Genomic DNA, 25,482 nt, shown 5'->3' on the forward strand with positions numbered 1-25,482 from the left:
ACCCTTTATGCCGATTATCCAAGTCAAAAATTTGCATCTGCAGTTCGGCGGATTGACAGCCGTGAACAATTTGAGCTTCGACATTCCTCATGAAACCGTGATGAGCGTAATAGGACCGAACGGTGCCGGTAAAACGTCGTTGTTCAACATGCTCTCTGGCTTTTACCGGCCAACGCGCGGGGAAATTGTATTTAACGGGATGAATATCGTCGGAAAGCAGCCGCATCAGATTACAGCACAAGGCATGGCGCGAACGTTCCAAAACCTCAGGGTATTCCCGAATTTGACGGTTCTCGAGAACGTCATGGCCGGGATGCATTCTCTAACGAAGCAGGGCCTCTATGGCGCCTTGTTTCATACGAAAGCGCAGCGGCTGGAAGAAGAAATGATCCTAAGTGTCGCGGAAGAATGCATCCGGTTTGTTGGCATTGACAAGTACAGAAACCGCCGAGCCAAAAACTTGCCATACGGGGCGCAGCGATATTTGGAAATTGCTCGGGCGCTAGCCATTCAGCCGAAAGTCCTATTCCTGGATGAACCAGCCGCAGGCTTCAACTTTACCGAGAAGCAGGATTTGATCGATTTAATCGGTCGAATACGCCGGACTTACAAGATTTCTGTGGTGCTGATTGAGCACGATATGGGGCTTATCAATAAGGTGTCCGAGCGGGTTCTCGTTCTTAACTATGGACAAAAGCTCGCGGAAGGAACGCCGGATGAGGTATTAAATAACCCACTCGTTATCGAAGCCTATCTCGGAAAGGAGGATGAAGCCGATGAATCTGCTTGAAGTGAACGGCCTGAAGACGTACTACGGCAAAATTCAGGCGGTTAAGGGCGTATCCCTTACCGTGAAACAAGGTGAAATCGTTGCGCTGCTCGGCGCTAACGGAGCCGGCAAGAGTTCGATCCTAAAAACGATTTCCGGTCTTATCCGTCCTTCGGAAGGCTCGGTGTCGTTTGGTGGCGAGAACATCACGACGACCGATGCTCATGCCATCGTGGAAAAAGGTTTGATCCATGTTCCGGAAGGCAGACGCGTTTTTTCCGCGCTGACAGTGACGGAAAACTTGGAGCTCGGCGCGTTTACCAAAAAAGGTGCCAAATCCAAGACGGCGCAAAAAATCGCAATGGTTTTCGACATGTTCCCTCGATTAGCAGAGCGTCACAAGCAAATGGCGGGTACGTTAAGCGGAGGCGAGCAGCAGATGCTTGCGATCGGTAGGGCGCTGATGGCCGAGCCGAAGCTGCTAATGCTCGACGAGCCGTCCATGGGGCTAGCTCCCATTATCGTCATTGAAATCATGAAGATCATTAAAAACATTAACGAACAGAACAAAACAACGATCTTGCTGGTAGAGCAGAATGCCAAGGCTGCACTCAAACTAGCCCACCGGGGTTACGTGTTGGAAACGGGCAACATTACAATGGAAGAAAGCTCTGAAGCACTTCGCAGCAACGACAACATCGTCAAAGCCTACCTAGGCGCACATTAAGCCTATCATTCGGCAGCGTCGGTTCGTAGGAACGGCTATTTCAAGTATTAGCAGGGGCTGTCCCAAAAGTCATCTATCTATGACATTTGGGACAGCCCCTACTGCTTGTAAATTGATTTTTTTAGCCTCAATTAAGGGGAGCAGGGCATCCAAAAGCGTACATAGGGAAGCGAAATCGTTCATGTTCATCAGCTCTTCATATATTATAATAATTATTATGTAGTATCTGATCTAATTATTGACTTTCATCTAGTCGGATGTTACCATTTTATACGAATAAGATAGATTTGAGGAGGAATCATACCCATGGCAGAGCGTTTAGTTGGTAAACAAGCTCCAGATTTTACAATGGAGACCGCTACAGGTGACGGTAAAGAATTTGGTAAAGTTTCTTTGTCTGATTACAAAGGAAAATGGTTAGTATTATTCTTCTACCCATTGGACTTCACATTCGTTTGTCCAACAGAAATCACAGCACTTAGTCATGCTGCTGCTCAATTCAAAGAATTGGACACTGAGATTCTTGGTGTTTCCATCGACAGTATCCACACGCACAAAGCTTGGATCAATACTCCAATCAACGATAATGGTCTTGGCAAATTGGAATTCCCACTTGCTGCTGACATCACGAAATCCGTAGCACGTGACTACGGCGTTCTGATCGAAGAAGAAGGTATCGCGCTTCGCGGTCTGTTCATCATCGATCCAGAAGGCGAATTGAAATACGAAGTTGTTAACCACAACGACGTAGGCCGCAGCGTAGAAGAAACACTTCGTGTGCTTCAAGCACTTCAATCCGGCGGATTGTGCCCAATGAACTGGAAACCAGGCGACAAAAACCTGGTTGTAAAATAAGCTTTGAATACATAGAGAAGCTCCTCTGGTTGGCATGCGAATGCGAGCAGGGGAGCTTTTCTTCATGAAGGAGAGCGGACATGACGGTTCCGACGAATTTTAAATATACAAGAGATCACTACTGGATCAGGCTCGACGGGGAAAAAACTGTTGTCGGGTTAACGGAGTACGGGATCAGCGAGCTGGGAATGATTGTTTTTATCGAGCTCCCAGATCAGGAGACTCATGTGAGAAAAGGGGAATTCATTGGCTCTGTTGAGACTGCGGCGGATGACGAACACGATCTGCTAGCCCCTTTATCTGGAAAAATAACATCAGTCAATCGGCTGCTGGAAAGAGCGGTGATGCTGATTCACGAATCCCCCTATGACAAGGGCTGGCTATTCACGATTCAGTGGAGTCATGAATCTGAGCTGGCGCAGCTATGGGAAGAGGAAACTTATGATCGGGAGTTTTCGCTGGAAGACTAAGTGTTGGGCATTAAATATAAAGAATGCAAGACCACTTCATTGGTCCTGCATTCTTTTTTTATTCTTAATGAGAGGGTAGAGTTCAACTCGGATCTTGTTCTGTTTCAAACTGAACCCAGGAGGTCTGGTTCATATCTTGCATGAAGCTAGCGATAAGCCGCAGTTGTTCAGGAGGATATTTGTTCATAAATCGGATAGCATTAGCTTCTATATGTTGATCAAGACGAGTATGAAGGTGGAACAGTTCCTCTCCCAAGGGAGTCATCCGGAAGATGATTTCCTTCTTGTTGCCAGGAAGAGCTTCGGTCTGGATGAGCTGCTTGGCAGCTAATTTTTTAGTGACTTTGGAAATGGTTCCTTTGGGGAAGCCGAATTGCTTGGAGATGGTGATGCCATTGACTGGCTCTAGCTTTCCGATGGCATCCAGCACATGCAGCATCATGGCCGATATGTCCTGCAGAATAACGGTGAGGACAGGATTGGTGCAATGCGCAAGAAGCCATTGCTGCTCTCCATCATCTTCAGCTTGAATTCGTTGGGCCAGCTTCGTAAATGAATCGATGACTTCTTGGATAAGGGGTTCTTTATGCTCATAGTTCATTCGCATATACCTGCCTTTCTGTTGAAGTAAGTATAGCAAATTTCATTACAGGAATAAAGTTTCTCGGAAACAATATTGACGAAAGAAGAGGTCTTTGTTATTATTGTTTCTAGGAAACAAAAATGACCGCAGGGGGATGCCCCAAATCAAAGGAGTGTAGTGATCTATGAATGAAGTCATTGCTACCATAATGAACCACCGATCAGTCAGACGTTTTAAGGATGAATTATTGACAGATGAGCAAATCGTTAAGATTGTAGAAGCTGCGCAAATGGCGTCTTCATCCAGCTTCTTGCAATCATATTCCATTATCGGCATAACGGATAAGCAAGTGAAAGAAGAACTGGGCGCGATAACGGGACTGCCATACGTTGCTAATAATGGGCACCTGTTCATCTTTTGCGCCGATTTGCATCGAGTAACGGTGATGGGCTCCGAGGCGGAGCGCGAAGAGATGAAGTCGATGCTGGAAAGCTCTGCATTTTACCAAATCGCTGTTGTAGATACAGCGTTAGCCGCTCAAAATGCGCTGCTTGCCGCTGAGTCGATGGGGCTTGGAGGCGTCATGCTAGGTGCGATTGCAAGAAATTTGACCAGACTGGATGAGCTGCTGCAACTGCCCCAATACGTCGTCCCGTTGTTTGGGATGGCAGTTGGTGTACCAGATCAACAGACGGATACGAAGCCGCGGCTGCCTGTCCCTGCTGTTTATTTTGAAAATCACTATAGTACAAATTTGGAAGAACAGCGTGAAAGAATTGGGGAGTACGATGAAAGAATGCGGGCGTATTATTTGAACCGAAATGAAAATGTGCGTGATGATACGTGGTCAAAGAAGCATATTACTGTTCTTCAGAGCAAGGCACCTGTTCAGCATTTTACGAAATATGTTCAAAGCAAGGGACTTAACAGGAATTAATCGAAGAAGGACGTAAGGCTCACTGAAGTGAGTTCTTACGTCCTTTTTTCGATAGCTTAGGGTGGCGTGGGAAGAAAGAGATGATGAAAAGGTAGACGCTTCCATAAAAATTTTTGGTATGATGGGAGGTGATTGAACTATGAACTGTCCAACAGGGAGGAAATGTGAAAAAACCAATAAAGCTGCCCAAATTATACGTTTTTCAAAAAGTCATTATCGTTTTTACCGCATTGATTATTCCTGTCTACCTGGTAAATCTGTTGATGAATATGATGGGGCAATCATTTATCAAACAGGAATTTTCGAATTCAATCCAGTCCAAAGTACAATTTTATTCAAACCAGTTAGATGATCAAATTTCATTCATCCGAAACCAGCAGCTGCAGGTTATCAACGATTCCGATCTCCAGAAGCTAAACTTTTTATCAGGCACACTCGACGACTACGAAGAAATCCAACTCGTAAAAAGAGTAAAGGAAAGATTGGCCACCATACAGAACTCCAGTGAGTATTTGCTCAATACCGGGGTATATTTGAAATCCTTTGGAAGAACGATCTCTACGCAAGGCGGAATCACGAAACTGCCGAATCAGGAGTATGAGGTGATTGAAAAATTTTTTAATTATTCCCCTAAACCATCCTTATACTACAGCAATGGCAGATTGTTTTTCATCGAGTTTGCAAACAATTCCAGTGTAATCGTCTATTTGGAGCTATCCGTTAAAAAATTGGAAAAGACACTGAACCAACTAGTAGGAAATTATGGCGATGCCGGTGCTGTTCTCACGAATGAAACGTTTAGTTTTGATATCTCACCTAAGCATGAAGATGCCATTGTAAAAAGTATATACAATATCGTTTCAAAAGAGCAGAATAACAAAACTTTGGATAGTCATGTTCTTAAAGTCGGAGATCAAAGTTACTGGGTCACTTACAACCGAATAAGTACGCTCGGACTAACACTTTTCTCCTATGTAAACCAAAATGAACTCACAGGGTCTCTCAAGAAATTCAATGTATGGTTAATCATTATGTCTTTGGTCTCGATGGCCATCATTCTTGTTTTTTCATTCTCAGTCAAAATGATGATTCACAATCCGCTTAGGGAGTTGATTGCGGCGTTCAAAACGTTGGAAACAGATAACCTGAACATTTCGATAAGGCCGAAAAACGATATTGAGTTCGGTTACCTCTATAGAAGCTTTGACAAGATGATAGACAAGCTTAAGCAATCGATTCAGCAAAATTATGAACAAAAAATAGCACTGCAGCATTCCGAATTAAAGCAGCTGCAGTCGCAGATCAATCCTCACTTTCTATACAATGGATTTTTTAATATTTACATGATGTGTAAGGCTAAAGACTACGAAACGGTTGCCACATTTGCTCAGAAGCTGGGTAGCTATTATCAGTTTGTTACAAGAAGCGGAGAGGATGAAGTACCGTTTGCCAAGGAATATCGACATGCCATGGATTATGTGGAAATCCAATGTATTAGGTTCTCCAATCGGATTCAAGTCATAGCGGATGAGATTCCCGATGCGTGCAAGCATCTCATGGTGCCGCGTCTGATCATGCAGCCTATAATCGAAAACACATTTGATCATGCTTTTGAGAACGAACGCAAAGGCGGCAGTATCCATATTACAGTAACGTGTGAGAATGATAGATTGTGCGTATGCGTGGAAGATGATGGTAATAAAATCACAGATGAGTTCATTCATGCCCTCGAAGAGAGACTCGCCAATTCCTTCAATGTGCTTGAAAAGACAGGCATCATCAATGTTTGTAATCGAATCCGACTGAAATATGGCGAGCACAGCGGGCTATTTGTATCCCGAAGTGAATATGGAGGACTTAAAGCAGAAATCATCATTCAGTTTAATTATGGGGGCGGCAGCGATGCATAGACTATTAATTGTTGACGACGAGCCGGCAATTGTCGAAGGACTTGTACAGATGTTTCAGGAAAGAGAGGAGCTCGATCTCGACGTATGTAAGGCGTACTCAGCGTTTGAGGCAATTGAAATTATCAAAAAAACGAAGATTGATGTGGTTCTCAGCGATATTCGCATGCCGGAGAAAAACGGTTTGCAGTTAATGGATGAGATATTATTTTATTGGCCTTCCTGCAAAATTATTTTTTTGACGGGGCACAACGAATTTGATTATGTGTACACAGCTATTCAAAAAAATGTGGAAAGCTATATTCTGAAAACCGAAGAAGATAAGGTTGTCATCGGTGCGGTTACTAATGCGTTAAAGAAAATAGAGGATGAGCTCACGAACAATGATCTTGTTGATAAGGCCCGGAAGCAAATGCTAGTCATGGCACCGCTATTGAATAAGGAAATGTTCGAGGCATTACTTTTAGGCGAAAATGTAGCCGATCTTTTATCCGAAGACCTATTTGCGGGACAAGATTTAAAGCTGAAGGGGGATTCCCCTGTATTGATCCTTGTTGGCAAAATGGACTGTTGGCCGGAAGGAATGACGTACGCCAATAAACGAAACGCGCTTTATTCCATCAGAAACTTAGTTGAGCAATACTTGCCCACCTCGATGTTAAACGAAGATATTGTATATGAAAATTCGACAATTGTTTGGTTCATTCAGCTCAATTCGGATACGGACAGGTTTCGAAGTGAAGACGATGCGATCGATTGGGGAAGCCTAGTCACCTATTTAAAAGGAGTACTGGAATCGGTTCAAAATGCGTGCCGCGATCTGCTTCAAATGGATGTTTCTTTCATCATTTCAAGGGGAGCAGTCGAATGGGACAGCATTCATAAGGAATTTGAACTTATGAAAGCAATGATTAGGAAAAGATCCGCAGCTGGGCTCAAAATGACGATTATGGACCTAGGTATGACGAACGGGTTTTTCAAAGTGGAACCGACGAAGGTTTCCGCTTACTCGGATGAATTCAACAAAAAACTGCGATTGCTTGAAAAAAGGCTGGATGAAGGGGACGAGCAGCAAGCAGAAATCGTTTGTAGGGATCTGATCAGCAGTTTGAAAGTTGATATGGGTCAAAATTATCTTGTAGGTCTAGAAAGGTACTATATGTTCGTACTTGTCTTCTTAGCCTATATCAATGGGCAAAATATTACTGAAAGAATCAAGGATCATAGGCATTTCGAAAATTTTGCCATGATGGACATTCCCGGTGATTGGTTAGCAACGGAAGCCTTTTATATAGAGCTTGGCAAACAGATATGCATGGAGAAAAAAGAGCAAGTTGACAAGGGAGAAAATTTGTTAGTAGAACGAATTCATAGGTTTATAAACGAAAACTTAGGTGGAGATCTTTCTCTTGCGAGAATCGCTGAAGTGGTTTATTTTAATCCTTCGTATCTTTCGCGTTTTTATAAGCAGCTTACAGGGCGGAATCTTTCCGACTACATCAATACAGCCAAAGCGGAAGCAGCGGTGAACATGCTTGAGGACATGCAGGTGAAAATCAATGAAGTTGCTTTGAAATTGGGATTTGAATCACCTTCCTACTTCACGGCATTTTTTCGGAAAATGAAAGAGGTGTCACCACAGGAATTTAGAGATACTATCATTCATAAAACGAGGAAGTAAACAAAACAGAACGATGTAAATAGTTTATTATAGCGATTATTTGTCCCCCAGCATTACAATAAATAGTGTAAAGCTCGAGCCTTTACCATAGTTCGTTAACAACGCTAGTTCTCAATTTGCGAAAATATGGGGGGTAAAACATGAAAAGAAAACATGTCAGTTCTGTTCTCATGACTACACTGATGGTTGCATCATTAGCGGCTTGCAGCAATAATGAAAGCGCTTCAAGCTCTACGAGTGCGCCGCAGCAAACTACCAATACCCAAAAAAACGAAACCGTAGATCCGTTGGGGAAATACGCTCAGCCGGTTACCGTTACCGAAGTGCTAGGTTTCCGTCCTCCGGAAGACCCGAAAACGCCAAAGGGAATTACGCCCGATCAGAATGCCTATCTGAAAGATTTGAAAGAAATGCTGAATATTGATCTGAAATACTTGTGGAGCGTACCGACAGAACAGTACGAGCAAAAGTTTTCTCTTGCACTTGCTTCCGCAGATTTGCCTGACATTTTGGATTTGGATGCGCTGCAATTTGAGAAATTGAAAAGTCAGGGCATGCTTGCAGATCTGACGGATGCTTATAATAAATATGCATCTCCCGCTTTGAAGACCTATATGCAGGTGGACGGCGGGTTTGCCATGAAAACCACGACGACCGATGGCAAACTTTTGGGTATTCCTGGTTTCGAAGATCCGTACTTATCGACACAGCTATTGTGGATTCGGAAGGATTGGCTGAACAATCTCAACCTGCAGCCTCCGAAAACAATTGATGACTTGGAAAAAATAGCTGATGCCTTTGTCAAAAATGACCCTGGCAAAACCGGTAAAAATGATCGATATGGCATTGCGATGCAGAAAACCCTCATTGGTTGGGGATTTGACGCAAGAGGTGTTTTTAACGGCTATGGTACGGCTCCAAAAGCTTGGCTCAAAGGGAAAGACGGCAAGCTTGCAGCGGGTGAAATTCAGCCTGAAACGAAAAATGCGCTGGCCAAGCTGCAGTCCTGGTATCAGAAGGGGATTATTGATAAGGAATTTGCGCTTAAAGACGAGAACAAAGTTGTGGAAGATATTGTTGCCGGCAGGGTCGGTATTTCGTACGGTGAATGGTGGTACCCGAACTGGCCGCTCAATATTAACAAGGATAAGGATCCAAATGCGGAGTGGGAAGCTTATCAAATTCCATCGCTGGATGGTCAGCCAGGGAAATCGATGGTGGGCAAGGTGCGGATGAGCCACATTATTGCTGTAAACAAAAAAGCGAAAAATCCGGAAGCTGCGCTCAAGATGATTAATTTCTACCTAGAAATGGGTAAAAAACAGTATCTGGAGAAAAACAAAGCGGAAAACGGGTATGTTTACAACTGGTTCGTGCCAAGAATCTATAATCCTGCTCAAATTGAAACCATTTACACAGAGGTTAACAAGGCCTTGGATGCCAAACAAGAGGCGATTACGCTTGATGATGATAACTACAAAAATGTCGCGGACGTGTTTAAGGCAACTAAGGAGTTCCTTGCAGGCGATACGAAGAACGCAACCAAAGGTTCAAATTGGGGTCAATACTACAGCCGTGCAGCCAAAAATGGCGGTTGGGGCATAACACGCCAAATTCGTGACAGCAAGCAAGTGTTCTTCAACGAGTTCTACGGTGTTCCGACGGAAACACAGGTTGAAAAGGGAGCGCAGCTTGATAAACTTCTCGACGAAACCTATACAAAAATTATTATGGGCGCACCTATAAGCGAATTCGACAAATACGTAGAGAGCTGGAAGAAGCTTGGCGGTGACGATATTACGAAGGAAGTAAACGAGTGGTACACGAAGAATGCCGTAAAATAAGGTGAACCATAGAACGGGGGGAGAGAGGAGTTTCTTACAATCTCTCCCCCATTTTATTAAAATGGGACGTTTGAATTTGTGTGCGATTGGAGGCTTCACAGTTGAGAATAAAAACAGAAATGCCGCTGCATCTGATGCTGCTGCCTGGCGTGTTGGTCACACTTGTATATGCTTACGGCCCTATACTGGGAGTCGTGATGGCTTTTCAAAAATTTGAACCGGTGCTGGGTTTTTTTAAATCAAAATGGGTCGGGTTCAAAAACTTTAAATATGTATTCAATCTGCCGGACTTTCATCAGGTCATGTGGAATACGATACTCATTTCATCTTTAAAAATTGCATTTTCCTTACTCGTTCCGCTCATATTGGCGCTTTTACTAAATGAGATTACAAAAAAATGGTTTCAGCGAATGATCCAAACAAGCATTTTTTTACCGTTTTTTCTCGCGTGGACCGTACTGGGCGGGGTTATTCTTGAGTTATTTTCATTGAGGGGCCCGGTTAATGACATGATTTCAAGCTTTGGTCTGGAACCGATTATGTTCATGGGCAGCAACAATTGGTTTCGAGCCATCATGATCGGCTCAGATGTTTGGAAAGGTATGGGCTACAATATGATCATTTTTCTAGCTGCCATCACAGGCATCAACGCAAGTCTTTACGAGGCTGCAGAAGTAGATGGTGCTGGCAAATGGAAACAAATGATCCATATCACATTGCCGGGCATGATGCCCATCATTATTTTAATGAGCACATTAAGTCTGGGTAATATATTGAACGCAGGGTTTGATCAAATCTTGATCATGTATAATCCAACCGTTTATCAGGGTGCTGATATTATTGACACGTTCACTTACAGGCTCGGTCTATTCAGCCAACAGTTTGCGCCTGCAGCGGCAGTGGGTTTATTTAAGTCGGGCATATCCGTCGGATTGGTGTCGCTATCGTACTACCTTGCGTATAAATTCAGCAATTACAGAATATTTTAGACGGCTGGGGGACTTCCTATGGTTTATAAACCATCGTTTAGCAGAAAGCTATTTGTCGTGATGAATGCCTTGGTACTGACATTCATAACAATTATAGGTATTGTGCCGTTCATTCACCTCTTGGCAGTATCATTAAGTTCCAATACGGCGGCGATGGCCGGCGAAGTTAAGCTGCTGCCGATCGGATTTACACTCGATGCTTACTTTTATCTCGGACATAAGGTGGAGTTTATTAGGTCTCTACGTGTTTCGCTGGAGAGGGTCGTGCTCGGAACGGTAATCAACATGTTTCTAGTTTTCATTACTGCCTATCCGCTTGCCAAAGAAACGGAGCAGTTTCGCTCCCGAACTGTGTATGTGTGGTTTTTTGCGGTTACGATTTTTTTGGGCGGAGGACTTATTCCGACGTATATGATCGTGAAATCGACCGGGTTGATTAATACGATCTGGGCGCTTATTTTGCCTGGAGCACTGAATGTATGGAATATGATTATGATGCTGAACTTCTTCCGAGGCATTCCGAAAGAAATGGAAGAGGCGGCTACGATCGACGGAGCAAATCATTGGACGCTGCTGTGGAAAATATATTTGCCTGTATCGTTGCCAGCGATTGCAACCATTGGGCTTTTTACCATAATAGGACACTGGAATTCTTGGTTTGACGGCATTCTCTATATGAACTCGCCGGACAAATATCCGCTGCAAACGTACCTTTCCACCTTAATAACAGCCATGAACGCACAAATGCAGTCCGTAAACGTCGAACAGCTCAAACAGCTGGAGAATCTCAGCGAAAAAACGCTCCGAACTGCTCAGATTTTCATGGGTGCGCTGCCGATTCTCATGGTTTACCCGTTCGTGCAAAGATATTTTATCAAAGGTATGACAGTAGGCAGTGTGAAGGAATAAAAATGAGGCGGGATAGACAATGGGGAAAATAACACTTGCATTAATCGGAGCTGGACAAAGAGGAGTCAATTATACGGGATATGTGTTTGAACATCCGGATGAGCTGCAGGTAGTTGCCGTTGCAGAACCGAATCAGCAGAGAAGCCAAAAGTTCAAATCGCTACACGGATTATCGGATGAGATGTGTTTTGAGAGCTGGGAGGATTTATTGGCCAGACCTAAATTGGCGGATGCCGTACTTATTTGTACGCAAGACAATATGCACTATGAACCGACGATGAAAGCGCTGGAAGCGGGATATCACGTACTGCTCGAAAAACCGATGTCCCCCGATCCGCTGGAATGTATCCGAATGGGTGAGCGTTCGGAACAATATGGGCGAGTATTTTCAATTTGTCATGTTCTCCGCTATACGGATTTCTTCGGAACAATCAAAACGTTGTTGAACGAGGGAGCGATTGGCCAGCTCATGTCGATTGGGCATAATGAGAATGTAGCGTATTGGCATCAGGCGCACAGTTTTGTCAGAGGCAATTGGCGCAAAGCCGCCGAATCGAGTCCGATGATTTTGGCCAAATCCTGTCATGACCTGGATATTATTCTTTGGTTAGCAGGGGAAGACTGCACCCATGTATCATCTTTCGGATCGTTGTCTCACTTTAAAAAGGAAAATGCCCCGAAGGGAGCACCGCAGCGATGCTTGGACGGATGCCCTGTCTCGGATACATGTCCATACTATGCGCCTAAAGTGTATCTTACGGATAATATACACTGGCCCACTTCAGCGATCAGTGATGATCTTAGCTTAGAAGCTCGCACGAAAGCGCTGCAAGAGGGGCCGTACGGCAAATGCGTGTACCATTGCGACAATGATGTAGTTGACCATCAAGTCGTCAATATGGAGTTTGCTAATGAAGTGACGGCTGCTTTTACGATGAGCGCATTTACGAATGATTGCAGTCGAACCCTCAAACTGATGGGAACGAAAGGCGAAATTCGCGCTGCCATGGAGAAAAATGAGATTGAAGTGATTGATTTTGAAACAGGCACGACCAAGCAAATCTCACTTGAAATACCTGGAGGACATATCGGTCACGGAGGCGGTGACTTCGGCCTGATCCGCGATTTTGTGAAGCTGGTTCAGCAGGGAGGGCAAGGAAATGGGTTAACTTCTGCAGCTCATTCGGTACAGAGTCACTTGATGGCATTTGCTGCGGAGCGATCAAGGCTGGATCGAAGAGTGGTAAATATGAGAGAATTTAAATTGGATGGAGCATAGGCGGTGCAGCTATGAAAAAACGACTAAAATTTCGAGACGATGGTACGTTTGTCATCGTACAATTTTCCGATGTGGAATTTCTCGATGAATTTGATTATGATCCGGAAACACCTAAGTATGATTCAGAGACAAGAGTGCTTATGGAACGAATCATCGAAGCCGAGAAGCCCGATCTCATTGTGTTTGCCGGTGATGTAATCGCGAGTAATCGGGCGAGAGATCTGATTCAATCGTTCCGCCAAGCCGTTGATGTAGCAGAGCAGAGCTGTATTCCATGGTCGGCCGTGTTCGGCAATCACGACTCGGAGGGCGAAGTTCCGAGGAAAACGATGCATGAGCTGCAATTGCAGCATGAATATTGTGTGGCGGAACCGGATCCAGAAGGCGTTAACGGGGCCGGGAACTTTGTCGTAACTGTGGCGGGCGAGAACGATGACGCGGCGGCGGCGCTATATTTCGTGGATAGCGGCGACTACTCTTCAATCGGTGATCGGGTAGGCGGATATGACTGGATTCGCAGAGATCAAATCAATTGGTATGTGGGCAAGTCGCGAGAGCTGACAAGGCGAATCGATGATCAACCGCTTCCTGCGCTCGCCTTCTTCCACATTCCCCTACCAGAGTACAATGACGTATGGGATTTCCAAGTATGCTATGGGCATCGTTATGACTCTTGCTGCTCTACTCCTGCGATTAATTCAGGTATGTTTGCGGCAATGGTGGAGATGGGCGATGTCATGGGGACGTTTGTCGGTCACGACCACGGTAACGATTTTTGGGGAACGCTTCATGGTATTCGTCTTTGCTACGGACGTTCGACGAGATATGTAAGCTACGTAGATGGTGTGCGCCACGACCTGCTGCCTACAGGAGCGAGAGTCATTCGACTGAAGGAGGGGGAGCGCCGGTTCGATACGTGGATTCGTCAGAATGACGGAACCGTCGTGGAAGAGCAGCCGAAGCATCAGCCTGAAGGTAGGAAAGTTGAGTGAATACCTTTCTTTCGGCTGCCAGGGTCGAAAACGAGGGGATATCAGGTCTGAAAAAAAGGGGCTGTCTCAAAAGTCGTTTTTGGAGTAATGGCAGGTCCTTTGCCCATTACTGTAACGTGCTATGGTTTGGTAACCAGAACTTACCGAGGGAACGTAGAGGCGTTATTTGGTTGAAAAACACCCGAAATGATGAGGAAGAGGAACGAGGAGGCGTTATTTCACGGTTTTCTGTCTCCGAATCGCACCTTTTGATCAAATAGCGCTCTCACATTCCTCTTATACGATTTTATGCGCATATTTCCCGAAATAGTGGCCCTACGTTCCGCTAACTAGAGTTCGGGGTGACTTTCTATTATAATCGAAACAAAGGGGCTGTCCCAAAAGTTCATTATGAACTTTTGAGACAGTCTCTTTTGATTGAAACATTTCTACGGACTGATTTTTTTATCAAAGACCGAATCCTTTACAGATATTGGCTAAAGAAATCACAATGCTAAGAGGTTAGAATAATAGTAAGGTGATTTTTAATAAAAGGAGTAATTTTGTGAAAAGCATTCAAAGCCGTTTATTGATCATGCTGCTTGTTTTTATTATTCTACCGTATTTTCTGTCCATGCTATTGATTTATAGGCAAACGAAAGAGAATGTGGAACGGCATGAGCTTGAGAACAGCCGCGAGCAAATTGAGCAGGCGTCCGAAGACCTGGAGCAGTACTTTGATGACATCGTTAATCTTCCGTATATTTTATACCGAAATCCCGATTTGTTCATGATTTTCGAAAAAGGCTTCGAAGGGTCCCTTTATTTCAATCAGAATGAAATCTATAAAGGCATGACAACCTTTTATCTGATGAGAAACGAAATTAGGCAGGTTCGGTTATACATCGAGGAAGGAAAAAACTCGTTTACGGTTTATAATGCGATGATAAGTTCCCGTAAGCGGCAGCCGGATTTATTGAAACAAGTCTCTATTCAGAAGCTAATAAACTCTGATTCGAACTTTCTAATCGAACCGCCACATCAGATTGAAAATTATAACAATACAGCAATTATGCCCCCATCGGACAAAGCGATGGTATTGACGATTCATCACAAAATTTTGGATGCCCTTTCGAAAGAATTTCTCGGCATTATCACGATAGACATTGATTTGGACAAATTTTCTCGCATATCAAATCATTTTCTTCAAAAAAATAAAGAATCCGTATTGCTTTCCGATTCGGACGGTTATGTCATCTATGCAAGCGATGAAGCCATGATAGGGAAGGCTGTTCCGGCAGAATTACAAAAGAAAATCAATCAGTCGGCTGCAGGCACACAACTTTCGAATGGCGATATTATCTTTTCCAGAACGTTGTCGGAACCGTTAAACCAGTGGCACTTTGTTAAGATAACCTCAAGCAAATTCTTATTTAAGGACGTGAGGAAAACCGCCTACACGAACATCATCGTCGGTGTAATCGTGGGAGTTCTGGGCTTAATCATGATAGCCATCATATCCTACAAGATTACTCGTCCGATCAAGCTGCTTAGCCGGAAAGTGCTGAGCATTGAAGGAGGGAATATGAATGCTCCGTTTGACGATAATAGGGAAGACGAAATCGGCAATCTGGAACGGCATATCAAGGACATGATGAACCGGATCAATCGTCACATCGACCGTGAGTACAAGCTGGAGATTGAGAACAGGAAGAACCAGCACAGGGCGCTAAAGTCCCAGATTAATCCTCACTTTTTATATAACTCTCTCCAATCCATTGGTGCGGTTGCCCTATTTAGCGAATCTCCCAAAGTATACCAATTGGTAGTCTCCTTATCCAAAATGATGCGGTACGCCATTCGTGTGGATCAACAGGCCACAGTTCGGAGTGAAGTGGATTATGTAAGAGCGTATTTGAACCTTCAAGAAGAGCGTTTTCAAACCGATTTTAGCTATTCCATCGACATACCCAAGGACATTCTTGGTATTTCAGTTCCAAGTATGATTTTGCAGCCGCTCGTTGAAAACTTCTTTAAACACTGTTATGAAGAGGGGTTCGAACAAGCTCACTTGCGTATTTACGGTGAAGTACGAGGTGAATATTTGAATCTGGTTGTGGAAAATAACGGCCGCAGTATGACGGACGATGAGCTGACGGCATTAAGAAATAAAATCTACACGTCAGCTAACGAAGGAAACTACTCGCCCCAGCATATCGGCTTGAAAAACATTCATGACCGCTTGGTTCTTAATTATGATCCGACAGCGGGAATCCTACTTGATTCAATGCAGGGACAAGGTTTTTCCGTGCAGCTGGTGATTCCACACTACCTCAAGGAGGATTGATGTAATGAAAGCACTTATCGTGGATGATGAGTCCAATGTAAGGAAAATTATTCGTTTTATGGGACAGTGGGAGAAACATGGGATTACCGATATTTTGGAAGCCAGAAATGGTGAAGAGGCAAAAGCGTTGATTGATCTGGAAAGTCCGGAAATCATCATGACAGACGTGAAAATGCCCAAAAAGAACGGGATTGAGTTGATCGAGTGGTTGGATGCCAATTCCTATCCGGGAAAAGTGATTTTGATTACAGGGTTTGACGACTATTCCTTCATGCGCAAAGCGATTAAGCACGGCAGCTACGATTATTTGTTGAAGCCTATCGAAAATGAAATGCTAAATGAAGCACTTGCGGGAGCGGTGGAAACCTGGAAAAAAGAAGAGGAAGAACGCAGCAATGTAGAGACGGGCGTCTATGAAGAGGCCAAGAAGCTTCTCTTAAACAGGGGAGTTACCGCGGCATGTAACGGGGAACTTTTTGATTCCGACGAAATAGCCATGTCTCTTCCGCAAACGGACGCATACGATCTTACTTTAATTTATTTTTACCAAACCCATCATTTGGATCCCTACCTCCAGCATTTGACGGATGAGCTGGTTACTCGAGAATGGGGGAATGCCTATGCTCTTCAGAACGACCCTAATGTTTGTGTGATCCTTTCTGTTCACGGCCAATTCTTTCCGATAGAGGAATGGATTACCCAACACATTGATATTCCCGTTCGTTTGGTTAGCGGCGATCCGATGACTTCGCTTACAGAACTCCCGCAATCTTTTCAATCTGCGCAAAGGGCATTGGCTGAGCAAAACTTCAGAGCCATACATCGTTTGACGGATTTGGATGATGCCAGGCGTATGCATGATATTGTTACTTTTGTAAATGATCATTATATGCAAGAGTTAAGTTTGGACAAACTGTCAACCCGATTCTTCCTGAGCCGCGAACATATTTCGCGACGATTCAAGCAAGAAATAGGGATGACCCTCTCCAATTACGTTACTCAATTAAGAATAAAACAAGCCAAACAGTGGTTAAGCCAAACGGACGAGAAAATGTACTCTATTGCATTAAAGCTCGGGTACCAGGATGAAACTTACTTTTCGAAATTGTTTAAACGAATTGTTGGCATGACGCCTCTTGAGTATCGGAATGAGGAGGGAAAACGGGGAATAACGGAATTGGGATTGCTTCATAAAAGTTGTAAATGTAACGAGGGGGAATCATGATAATCAAAGTTTTTCAATGCATTTTAGCCGGGTTGCTAGCCCTATCGCTTTCTTCTTGCGGGGCGGACAATCGTTCGGTGAAGGAAATAGAAACAATGAGTCCTGATCAGAACATCACTTTGGAGGTGCTTAATCCCAAAGTGGAAATTTCCACGGAGTTCGAGCAGATGGTAAAGGAATACGAGAAGGAAAATCCGAATGTTAAACTGAATATTTTAACCTTTGGCGGAGGGGCAAACTACCTTGCTGAATTGAAAGCAAGATTTGCAGCAAATAAAGGTCCCGATATCTTCCCTAACGGCGGTTACGAAGAAGCGAAGGCATGGAAAAGGTACCTGGAGGATTTATCCGATCAGCCGTGGGTGAAAAATGTGGTTGATGAGGCCCTTGAGCCGATGAAGATGGACGGGAAAATTTACGGGATGCCTATAAATTTGGAAGGCTACGGCTTTATCTATAATAAGGATTTATTCGCAAAGGCCGGTATCGACAAACTGCCAAAAACACTCTCCGAATTAAAGGCAGCGTCGGAAAAGCTGCATTCCGCTGGTATTACCCCTTTTGCAGTCGGATATTCAGATAGTTGGTTTTTCATTCTCATGTTGAATATTGCTTTTGCCCAGCAAGACGACCCGGACGCCTTTATTAAAGCTTTGAACGACGGGACGCAAACCATCGAAGGGAACAAAAAGTTCGAAGATCTGACTCGAATGCTGGATTTGACCGTTCAATATGGCAATAAAGATTTTCTGACGACAGACTATAATACCGAAGTCTCTTTGTTTGCAACCGGCAAAGCGGCGATCCTGAAACAAGGGAATTGGGCTCAATCTAAGATTGATCAAATAACGCCGAATATGAATATCGGTTTCTTACCCATTCCGATTAATGATGACGCCAGAAACGATGCCTTGGCGGTGGGCGTATCCAATAACTGGGTTGTAAATAAAGAATCTTCGCCGGAGAAAAAGAAAGAAGCAAAGAAATTCTTAAACTGGATGGTTTCATCGGAACAAGGAAAAACGTTTATGAAGGACCAATTCCATTTTATTTCTGCGTTTAAAAATATAGAGACGGACCGTTCAGGACCACTCGTGGACGATATTATTCGTTTCACAAAGGAGAAGAAAACGTTGTCCTGGAACTGGTTTAAATTTCCTTCGCGGGCAAGAGAAGAGTTCGGCTATGCCATGCAAGCTTATGTAGGCAAACAGCTTAACCGCGATCAATTGCTGCAGGAGCTCCAGAAATCCTGGAAAAAAGCTGAGCAGAAATAATTGGCTTTTTAAATTCATAACCCTTTCGCCTCTGATGCTTAGTCAAGGTGGTAAGGGTTATTTTTGTATTTGGGATCGAGTGTCCCGTCCGTCTGTATCAATATAAGCCTGTAAATCTATCAATGTACGACATGTTCTTAACTTTTCCTTTGCCTTAAAATATTAATTGTGGAGAGAAAAAAACTTGAAGTAGAGAAGGAGTTGTTAGGTTATGAACATCAAAAAATTTGTTAAACGAGCAACAACAGTAAGCTTGACTACAGCAATGCTGGTAGGGGGTGGAGCTCAAGCATTTGCGAAAGAAAAAGACAATATGGATTACAATGAAAAATATGGTTTTTCCCACATTACACGCTCTGACATGCTGAAAATTCCTGAACAACAAAAGAGTGAACAATTTCAAGCGCCTAAATTCGATCCATCAACAATAAAAAATCTTCCTTCGGCAAAAGGTTATGATGAGCAGGGCAACTTGATCGATATCGATGTTTGGGATAGCTGGCCGCTGCAAAACGCTGATGGAACAGTAGCAAATTATAATGGCTATAATATCGTTTTTGCTTTAGCAGGTGACCCTAAAAGAGGTTGGGACACATTTGTCTACATGTTCTATCAAAAAGTAGGCGATACTTCCATTGATAGCTGGAAAAATGCGGGCAGAGTATTTAAGAATAGTGATAAAAACGTTCCAAACGATCCTATTCTAAACAATCAAGCAGAAGAATGGTCAGGCTCTGCAACCTTAACATCGGATGGAAAAGTTCGCTTATTCTATACAAATCGTCAGGGTTGGGACCCCAATCACGGGTTTTATGGTAAACAAACCTTAACAACGGCCCAAGTCAATGTATCTCGACCAGATAAAAGTACGCTGAAAATTGATGGCGTCCAGGATCTGAAATCGATTTTTGATGGCGGAGACGGCAAAATCTATCAAAATGTTATGCAAGGAATTGAAGCGGAGAACTATTCGGATAATCATACATTAAGAGACCCTCACTATGTGGAAGAGAACGGTCATAAATACCTTGTTTTCGAAGCCAACACAGGAACGGAAGTAGGCTACCAAGGAGAGGCGTCTCTATTCAACAAAGCTTTCTACGGCGGAAAGAAGCAATTCTTCCAGGATGAAAAAAATAAATTGCTGCAAGGTCCTAAAAAACGTGCCGCTGAGTTAGCGAATGGCGCATTGGGTATAATTGAATTGAACGACGATTATACGTTGAAAAAAGTCATGAAACCGTTAATTGCATCGAACACAGTAACAGATGAAATCGAACGTGCCAACGTATTTAAAATGAATGGCAAATGGTATTTGTTCACAGATTCCAGGGGATCCAAAATGACGATTGATGGAATCGGCGGGAATGATGTATACATGTTAGGTTATGTGTCCGATTCCTTAACAGGAACATACAAACCGTTAAATGACAGCGGACTTGTATTAAACATGAATCTTGATCCTAAAGATCTTACCTGGACTTATTCTCACTTTGCAGTACCGCAAGCTGATGGTAAAAATGTCGTTATCACAAGTTATATGACAAACAGAGGTTTATATGCAGACCACAAATCTACCTTTGCTCCGAGTTTCTTGCTGAACATTAATGGTTCAAAAACTTCGGTTGTCAATGATAGTATCCTTGCACAAGGGCAATTAACGATTGACACGCAGAAGAAAAAATAATGAATGTTTCCTCAATAAAGCAAAGAAAATGCCGATGAAAATCGGCGTTTTCTTTTTTACAAAAAGGATTAAGCAGCACGGCGAGGAGGTGTCAGCTTGAACTATACAATAAATTATAAACGAATAGGTGTAGTTATGATTTGTATCATTATTTTGATGACGATAGGATTAGTGGTTCATTATTCAGTTAACAATAACAAGAACGAAACCATCGATTCCGTTATGCCAACTTATCGAGCTAGCTATCATTTCACTACGCCCGACAAATGGAAAAACGACCCTCAGCGGCCGATTTATTTGGATGGAAAGTATCATTACTATTATCTTTATAATCATGATTATCCGAACGGAAATGGAACCGAATGGCGGCATGCGACATCAACGGATTTGGTGCATTGGACAGATGAAGGGGTGGCCATTCCTAAATATACAACCAGTAATGGCGATCCATGGAGCGGATCAGTCGTAGTGGACGAGAAAAATACGGCAGGCTTTGGAAAAGAAGCGCTTGTCGCGATCGTAACACAGCCGTCTGCAAAAGGCGGAAAGCAGGAACAATATCTGTGGTACAGTACGGACAAAGGAAAAACGTTTACTTCTTATCGTGAAGATCCCATTATTCCGAATCCGGGCACTAAAGATTTTAGAGACCCGAAAATCATCTGGGATCATCAGAATAATAAATGGGTGATGGCAATGGCGGAAGGGACGAAGATTGGTTTTTATGAGTCTCCGAATTTAAAAGATTGGCAATATATGAGTGGTTTTATGACAGAAAATATCGGAATTGTGGAATGTCCTGATCTTTATTTGATGCGTACGAATGATGGGATCTATAAATGGATTCTTGGTGTCAGCGCAAATGGTAAGTCTGCAGGTCAACCAAACACTTACGCCTATTGGACTGGACACTTTAATGGAAAGGAATTTTCCCCTGATCAAAGTGACCCTCAGTGGTTAGATTACGGCTTTGATTGGTATGGTGCTGTCACGTTTGAAGAAGGGAAAGACAGCGATAAATACAATCATCGGTATGCTTTGGCTTGGATGAATAATTGGGATTATCCCCATAATACGCCAACCCTTCAAGAAGGGTTTAACGGAACGGATTCGATTGTTCGTCAAATTAACTTAAAACATGATGGCGATACGTATCGTTTGGTTTCACAACCCATTGAAGCATTGAATCAATTGACAAATACAACGGATTCGTTGAAACAAATAGAGGTTAATGGCTCTAAAACTCTTCATGTAACAGGCGATGCGTACCAGCTTGAGACAGATATATCGTGGTCAGAGATCAAAAATGTAGGATTAAGACTTCGAGAATCAACAGACAAAAACCGTCATGTAGATGTAGGTGTTTTTGCAGAGGGAGGGTACTCTTATGTCAATAGAGCTTTTACAGGGCAGCCCGACAAGAGTGGTAAATATGTTGAAAGCAGGGCACCCTTTGATGTGAGTAAGAAGAACGTTCACTTAAAGATACTCGTCGATAAAACAAGTATTGAAGTCTTTATGGATGATGGAACCATCGTTTTTTCCAATGAAATTTTCCCGGAATTAAACGATCAAGGGATTACCCTTTTTTCTGAAGGCGGCACCGTGATCTTTAAAAATGTTGTAATCAAGCACTTCAACAAGACAAATGTATGACTTTATACACGACCTGCTGCCTACAGGAGCGAGAGTCTTTCGACTGAAGATGACCCCCAACGCTGACTTTCGACGATTCAAGCTACAGCGTACCAGCAGGATCGACCGTGAGCACGGTTGTGTATGCAACCTATTCTTACGGTCCGAATCAAACACTGACCAGTGGGGTAAAGTATTCCTCCGGGGATACTAATACTGCTACGGTTGATCCAACAACGAAACTAGGACCCATTTGCCCATTTGGCAAATGGTTTTTTTGTCGTGGGAAACATTAGTTGTTGAGCGCCCTAATTTACTGTAAATCTTTGAAGTATTCCCCTCGTTTCAATGCGTCGACAAACTGCTGGAGCCATTCGTAATATTTCTGACCATGTCTGAGCTTATGCAGATCTTGAAGAGCAAGCTTCCTTTCCTCGTCAGATATATGCTCATCTAGTATTAATTCGGTTAATTCGGGAAGCGCGTTGTTAATGGCTTCTGTCATCACATCGATTTCACGTTGAAGCTTCAAAGTGAAAAAGTTTTGGAAGGCAAGAAAAAAGTCGACCTCCGCAACATATAACTCTTTGCGATCCTGCTTCTCCTCGAGTTTCTTGACCATTTGAGATTCTAAAAGCGATCTGACTGCGTAACTCATATTGCTTTTGCTCATATTCATTTCTATTTTCATCTCATCAAGCGTCATCGGACGATTTTCAAAAAACATGATCCCGTACAATTGGCCGGATGAATGGGTAGCACCGTATAAATCCATCGTTTGCGCCATAGCTTCAATCAAATTCTTCCTTATTTTTAATCTTTGTTCTGATTTTTGATCGTGGGACATTAGCAGGCTCACTTCCCTTTATTCGTTGTCGAGAATAAATGTTCAATATTTTTTGTATTTAATTTCACTATTATATCAAAAAGTTGGTTAAGTAAGCGAGTAGGAAAATAAGGGCATTTACAAAATATTTATATGGATTTAACAGTCATTTTACACATTAATCTCGGAATCATTGTACAATATTTTTTGTACTGAAGCGAAAAACAGGTAAATGAGAGGTTGGAAAATTATAGAATTAAGAAAAAATTGAATCTTGTTATGCTGAATTAAACTCTCTTAAACTATCATTTCGCCATAGGCGTAAAAGGAGACTAACGATGAAAATCAATTGGAAATCGATGGCAGCTATGTTAATGGTCACAGGTTTATTAGCGGGATGCGGTACGGCGAAACCACAGGAAGCTGCTTCAACAGGCAGTCCGAGCACAGCACCTACAGCTGCATCCAGTAAGCCAGCAGAAATCAACGTATATTCAGCCATGGAAGAAGAACAAATAAAAACTTACCTGACTTCCTTCAAGTCGCAATATCCGAATATCAAAGTGAATATTGTTCGCGATTCAACAGGAATTATGACAGCAAAACTGATTGCAGAGAAAGAAAATCCTCAAGCGGATGTCATTTGGGGATTAGCGGCAACAAGTCTCCTCGTCATGGATGACCAAAAAATGCTGGAGGCGTATGCGCCCAAAGGTGTCGATCGGGTACTGCCTGAATTCAAAGATAAAGCAAGTACTCCGAAATGGGTAGGCATTGACATCTGGGAGACAGCAATCATTGTCAATAAGGTTGAGCTGGAAAAACGTAAATTGGCTATCCCCCAATCATACGAGGATTTAATTAAACCCGAATATAAAGGATTGATTGCTATGCCGCATCCGGCATCATCCGGTACGGGCTACTTAACTGTAAATGCACTTAACCAACTATACAAAGATAAAGCATCGGCCTACATGGACAAGCTGCATGAAAACATGATGGTGTATACACACTCTGGTTCCAAACCAGCGAAAATGGCATCTTCAGGGGAGGCTCCAATCGGTATCTCTTACGGGTACAGCGGTATTTTGGAAAAGAAAAAAGGGGCTCCGGTTGAGGTTATTTTCCCTAAAGAAGGTTCCGGTTGGGATATGGAAGCCAATGCACTTGTGAAAAAGAAGGAAATAAAGCCGGAATCTAAATTATTTCTGGATTGGGCGATCAGTGATGAGCCTATGAAAGAATACAATAAGAACTATGCGATCTTGAGTATCAAGCAAGAAGGAAATAAAATTCCTGAAGGCTACACGAAAGATCCAGTGGCTCAGTTAGCTAAGCTGGACTTGTACCAAGCGGCTAGAGACCGTGAAGCTGTACTGAAGGATTGGGAGAAAAAATACGGTTCCAAAGCAGAGCCGAAAAAGTAATTTGTTCGAGTAATCTTTCATGAAAAGGATGCTGTTAAGTTAAGGCATCCTTTCTATGTCGGAATCGATATCGCATTTTAGGTCAAAGGGGCATTTGTAATGAAATCAGGTTATTTATCGCTGCGGAACCTTTCCAAGCAATTTGGGAAGCAAGTCGCGCTGCAGGACATTCAATTAGATATCAACAAACACGAGTTCATCTGCTTGCTGGGGCCGAGCGGTTGTGGCAAAACTACTCTGCTGCGAATCTTGGCTGGACTAGAAAAAGCGGACCGAGGCATTTTGACCCTTGCAGGCAAGGATATTACTGCGGTACCGGCAGGTAAGCGGAATTTCGGAATGATGTTTCAATCCTATGCATTATTTCCTAATCTTTCGGTTAGCGAGAATATTGCATACGGTCTTCGGGATCGGCTATCCAAAGCTCAAATTGCCGATCGAGTGGATGAACTGCTTGGATTAGTGGAACTTGACGAGCAGCGCCATAAAGTTCCCGCTCAATTATCAGGAGGCCAGCAACAAAGAGTTGCACTCGCACGAGCGCTTGCCTTTTCACCTGATTGTCTCCTCTTGGATGAGCCGTTATCTGCATTAGATGCCAAGGTTCGTGTTAAGCTGCGGCGTGAAATCTGCCGTCTCCACCAAAAGTTCGGCATGACGACAGTTATGGTGACGCACGATCAGGAGGAAGCCTTAACAATGGCTGATCGTATTGTCGTCATGAACCGGTCAAGAATTATTCAGGTAGGAACACCGAATGAAGTGTATGAACAGCCCAACAGTCCGTTTGTTGCAGATTTTATCGGTGCCGTTAGTTTTATTGAAACGGCGAAGGATAGTCAAGGCAATGGGATGCTTGCCATTCGTCCGGAGCATGTCCATCTAGTTCGAGAAGGTCATGAAAAAGGCAAACTAGCCATTGTCCGGGAACTTGAATACCGTGGGACTCATTATCGTTTGGTCGTAGAGCTATTGGATCAACAGGACACTTCGCTTCATCAATTCGTTACGATGGATGTGCCAGCGCAAGCGATGATGGGCTTTGGTGTTAAGCTTAATCAGAAGATTAGCTTTACCCTTCCTCCTGAGCATATCATCCGGTTTGACTCTGTGGCGGAACTTTCAGTGGTATAAGGA

21 protein-coding genes are annotated in these 25,482 nt (G+C 43.3%); 19 read left to right on the top strand and 2 right to left on the bottom strand.

Going from position 1 to position 25,482, the window contains the following annotated elements; genetic code table 11:
- Window positions 1-7: 7 nt before the first annotated feature.
- The 4 genes from AC58UU_RS13065 to AC58UU_RS13080 all read left to right on the top strand — a co-directional run bounded on the left by AC58UU_RS13065 (window position 8) and on the right by AC58UU_RS13080 (window position 2,821).
- Window positions 8-790, top strand: coding sequence for an ABC transporter ATP-binding protein (locus AC58UU_RS13065; protein WP_497316182.1), 783 nt, complete (start codon window positions 8-10; stop codon window positions 788-790).
- Window positions 783-1,496, top strand: coding sequence for an ABC transporter ATP-binding protein (locus tag AC58UU_RS13070; protein WP_497316261.1), 714 nt, complete (start codon window positions 783-785; stop codon window positions 1,494-1,496). Before AC58UU_RS13065 ends, AC58UU_RS13070 begins: the two co-directional genes overlap by 8 nt.
- A gap of 306 nt (window positions 1,497-1,802) precedes the next feature.
- A complete protein-coding gene (locus AC58UU_RS13075; protein WP_047681044.1) occupies window positions 1,803-2,351 on the top strand; it encodes a peroxiredoxin in 549 nt (182 codons plus the stop codon).
- Between the two features lie 80 nt (window positions 2,352-2,431).
- On the top strand, window positions 2,432-2,821 hold the full coding sequence (locus AC58UU_RS13080) for a glycine cleavage system protein H (protein WP_497316184.1): 390 nt from the start codon (window positions 2,432-2,434) through the stop codon (window positions 2,819-2,821).
- An 82-nt stretch (window positions 2,822-2,903) separates the two neighbouring features.
- On the opposite strand, the gene AC58UU_RS13085 is transcribed toward AC58UU_RS13080, so the two are convergent.
- The gene (locus tag AC58UU_RS13085; RefSeq protein ID WP_497316186.1) at window positions 2,904-3,422 is read right to left on the bottom strand and encodes a MarR family winged helix-turn-helix transcriptional regulator; all 519 of its coding nucleotides are present in this window, start codon (window positions 3,420-3,422) and stop codon (window positions 2,904-2,906) included.
- A gap of 166 nt (window positions 3,423-3,588) precedes the next feature.
- Between AC58UU_RS13085 and nfsA the strand changes: the two genes are divergently transcribed.
- The 13 genes from nfsA to AC58UU_RS13150 all read left to right on the top strand — a co-directional run bounded on the left by nfsA (window position 3,589) and on the right by AC58UU_RS13150 (window position 22,113).
- Window positions 3,589-4,341, top strand: a complete 753-nt coding sequence (gene nfsA, locus AC58UU_RS13090; RefSeq protein ID WP_497316188.1) for an oxygen-insensitive NADPH nitroreductase — start codon at window positions 3,589-3,591, stop codon at window positions 4,339-4,341.
- A 164-nt stretch (window positions 4,342-4,505) separates the two neighbouring features.
- The gene (locus AC58UU_RS13095) at window positions 4,506-6,251 is read left to right on the top strand and encodes a sensor histidine kinase (RefSeq protein ID WP_497316190.1); all 1,746 of its coding nucleotides are present in this window, start codon (window positions 4,506-4,508) and stop codon (window positions 6,249-6,251) included.
- Window positions 6,244-7,929 (top strand): response regulator, encoded by a 1,686-nt coding sequence (locus AC58UU_RS13100; protein WP_497316192.1) that lies wholly within the window; start codon window positions 6,244-6,246, stop codon window positions 7,927-7,929. The genes AC58UU_RS13095 and AC58UU_RS13100 overlap by 8 nt, the downstream gene beginning before the upstream one ends.
- A 140-nt stretch (window positions 7,930-8,069) precedes the next feature.
- The gene (locus AC58UU_RS13105) at window positions 8,070-9,773 is read left to right on the top strand and encodes an extracellular solute-binding protein (protein ID WP_497316194.1); all 1,704 of its coding nucleotides are present in this window, start codon (window positions 8,070-8,072) and stop codon (window positions 9,771-9,773) included.
- A 119-nt stretch (window positions 9,774-9,892) separates the two neighbouring features.
- Window positions 9,893-10,762, top strand: coding sequence for an ABC transporter permease (locus tag AC58UU_RS13110; RefSeq protein WP_497316263.1), 870 nt, complete (start codon window positions 9,893-9,895; stop codon window positions 10,760-10,762).
- Window positions 10,763-10,780: 18 nt separating this feature from the next.
- Window positions 10,781-11,671, top strand: a complete 891-nt coding sequence (locus tag AC58UU_RS13115) for a carbohydrate ABC transporter permease (RefSeq protein ID WP_497316195.1) — start codon at window positions 10,781-10,783, stop codon at window positions 11,669-11,671.
- Between the two features lie 19 nt (window positions 11,672-11,690).
- The gene (locus AC58UU_RS13120; RefSeq protein WP_497316197.1) at window positions 11,691-12,950 is read left to right on the top strand and encodes a Gfo/Idh/MocA family protein; all 1,260 of its coding nucleotides are present in this window, start codon (window positions 11,691-11,693) and stop codon (window positions 12,948-12,950) included.
- Window positions 12,951-12,961: 11 nt separating this feature from the next.
- Window positions 12,962-13,942, top strand: coding sequence for a metallophosphoesterase family protein (locus AC58UU_RS13125; RefSeq protein WP_497316199.1), 981 nt, complete (start codon window positions 12,962-12,964; stop codon window positions 13,940-13,942).
- Between the two features lie 544 nt (window positions 13,943-14,486).
- Window positions 14,487-16,268 carry a sensor histidine kinase gene (locus AC58UU_RS13130; RefSeq protein WP_497316201.1) on the top strand — a complete coding sequence of 594 codons (1,782 nt, stop codon included), beginning with the start codon at window positions 14,487-14,489 and terminating at the stop codon, window positions 16,266-16,268.
- Window positions 16,269-16,272: 4 nt separating this feature from the next.
- Window positions 16,273-17,493, top strand: coding sequence for a response regulator transcription factor (locus AC58UU_RS13135; RefSeq protein WP_497316203.1), 1,221 nt, complete (start codon window positions 16,273-16,275; stop codon window positions 17,491-17,493).
- Entirely contained in the window at window positions 17,490-18,770 is a 1,281-nt protein-coding gene (locus AC58UU_RS13140; RefSeq protein ID WP_497316205.1) for an ABC transporter substrate-binding protein, read from the top strand. Before AC58UU_RS13135 ends, AC58UU_RS13140 begins: the two co-directional genes overlap by 4 nt.
- Window positions 18,771-18,981: 211 nt before the next feature.
- On the top strand, window positions 18,982-20,457 hold the full coding sequence (gene sacB, locus AC58UU_RS13145) for a levansucrase (RefSeq protein ID WP_497316207.1): 1,476 nt from the start codon (window positions 18,982-18,984) through the stop codon (window positions 20,455-20,457).
- Window positions 20,458-20,565: 108 nt separating this feature from the next.
- Entirely contained in the window at window positions 20,566-22,113 is a 1,548-nt protein-coding gene (locus AC58UU_RS13150) for a glycoside hydrolase family 32 protein (RefSeq protein WP_497316265.1), read from the top strand.
- A gap of 292 nt (window positions 22,114-22,405) precedes the next feature.
- On the opposite strand, the gene AC58UU_RS13155 is transcribed toward AC58UU_RS13150, so the two are convergent.
- A complete protein-coding gene (locus tag AC58UU_RS13155) occupies window positions 22,406-22,939 on the bottom strand; it encodes a GbsR/MarR family transcriptional regulator (protein WP_497316209.1) in 534 nt (177 codons plus the stop codon).
- A gap of 317 nt (window positions 22,940-23,256) precedes the next feature.
- Between AC58UU_RS13155 and AC58UU_RS13160 the strand changes: the two genes are divergently transcribed.
- Together AC58UU_RS13160 and AC58UU_RS13165 are read left to right on the top strand one after the other, a co-directional pair.
- Window positions 23,257-24,345 carry a putative 2-aminoethylphosphonate ABC transporter substrate-binding protein gene (locus AC58UU_RS13160; RefSeq protein WP_497316210.1) on the top strand — a complete coding sequence of 363 codons (1,089 nt, stop codon included), beginning with the start codon at window positions 23,257-23,259 and terminating at the stop codon, window positions 24,343-24,345.
- Between the two features lie 99 nt (window positions 24,346-24,444).
- Complete coding sequence (locus tag AC58UU_RS13165) at window positions 24,445-25,479, top strand: ABC transporter ATP-binding protein (protein WP_497316212.1); 1,035 nt, start codon at window positions 24,445-24,447, stop codon at window positions 25,477-25,479.
- Window positions 25,480-25,482 lie beyond the last annotated feature (3 nt).

Source organism: Paenibacillus sp. JT22N1, from assembly GCF_059692155.1.

Excerpts from the sequence above, each read along its gene's own strand:
- AC58UU_RS13085 (WP_497316186.1), bottom strand. The coding sequence starts at position 3,422 with ATGAACTATGAGCATAAAGAACCCCTTATCCAAGAAGTCATCGATTCA.
- AC58UU_RS13080 (WP_497316184.1), top strand. The coding sequence starts at position 2,432 with ATGACGGTTCCGACGAATTTTAAATATACAAGAGATCACTACTGGATC.
- AC58UU_RS13125 (WP_497316199.1), top strand. The coding sequence starts at position 12,962 with ATGAAAAAACGACTAAAATTTCGAGACGATGGTACGTTTGTCATCGTA.
- AC58UU_RS13120 (WP_497316197.1), top strand. The coding sequence starts at position 11,691 with ATGGGGAAAATAACACTTGCATTAATCGGAGCTGGACAAAGAGGAGTC.
- sacB (WP_497316207.1), top strand. The coding sequence starts at position 18,982 with ATGAACATCAAAAAATTTGTTAAACGAGCAACAACAGTAAGCTTGACT.
- nfsA (WP_497316188.1), top strand. The coding sequence starts at position 3,589 with ATGAATGAAGTCATTGCTACCATAATGAACCACCGATCAGTCAGACGT.
- AC58UU_RS13155 (WP_497316209.1), bottom strand. The coding sequence starts at position 22,939 with ATGTCCCACGATCAAAAATCAGAACAAAGATTAAAAATAAGGAAGAAT.
- AC58UU_RS13160 (WP_497316210.1), top strand. The coding sequence starts at position 23,257 with ATGAAAATCAATTGGAAATCGATGGCAGCTATGTTAATGGTCACAGGT.
- AC58UU_RS13165 (WP_497316212.1), top strand. The coding sequence starts at position 24,445 with ATGAAATCAGGTTATTTATCGCTGCGGAACCTTTCCAAGCAATTTGGG.
- AC58UU_RS13100 (WP_497316192.1), top strand. The coding sequence starts at position 6,244 with ATGCATAGACTATTAATTGTTGACGACGAGCCGGCAATTGTCGAAGGA.
- AC58UU_RS13110 (WP_497316263.1), top strand. The coding sequence starts at position 9,893 with ATGCCGCTGCATCTGATGCTGCTGCCTGGCGTGTTGGTCACACTTGTA.
- AC58UU_RS13135 (WP_497316203.1), top strand. The coding sequence starts at position 16,273 with ATGAAAGCACTTATCGTGGATGATGAGTCCAATGTAAGGAAAATTATT.
- AC58UU_RS13115 (WP_497316195.1), top strand. The coding sequence starts at position 10,781 with ATGGTTTATAAACCATCGTTTAGCAGAAAGCTATTTGTCGTGATGAAT.
- AC58UU_RS13105 (WP_497316194.1), top strand. The coding sequence starts at position 8,070 with ATGAAAAGAAAACATGTCAGTTCTGTTCTCATGACTACACTGATGGTT.
- AC58UU_RS13065 (WP_497316182.1), top strand. The coding sequence starts at position 8 with ATGCCGATTATCCAAGTCAAAAATTTGCATCTGCAGTTCGGCGGATTG.
- AC58UU_RS13140 (WP_497316205.1), top strand. The coding sequence starts at position 17,490 with ATGATAATCAAAGTTTTTCAATGCATTTTAGCCGGGTTGCTAGCCCTA.
- AC58UU_RS13075 (WP_047681044.1), top strand. The coding sequence starts at position 1,803 with ATGGCAGAGCGTTTAGTTGGTAAACAAGCTCCAGATTTTACAATGGAG.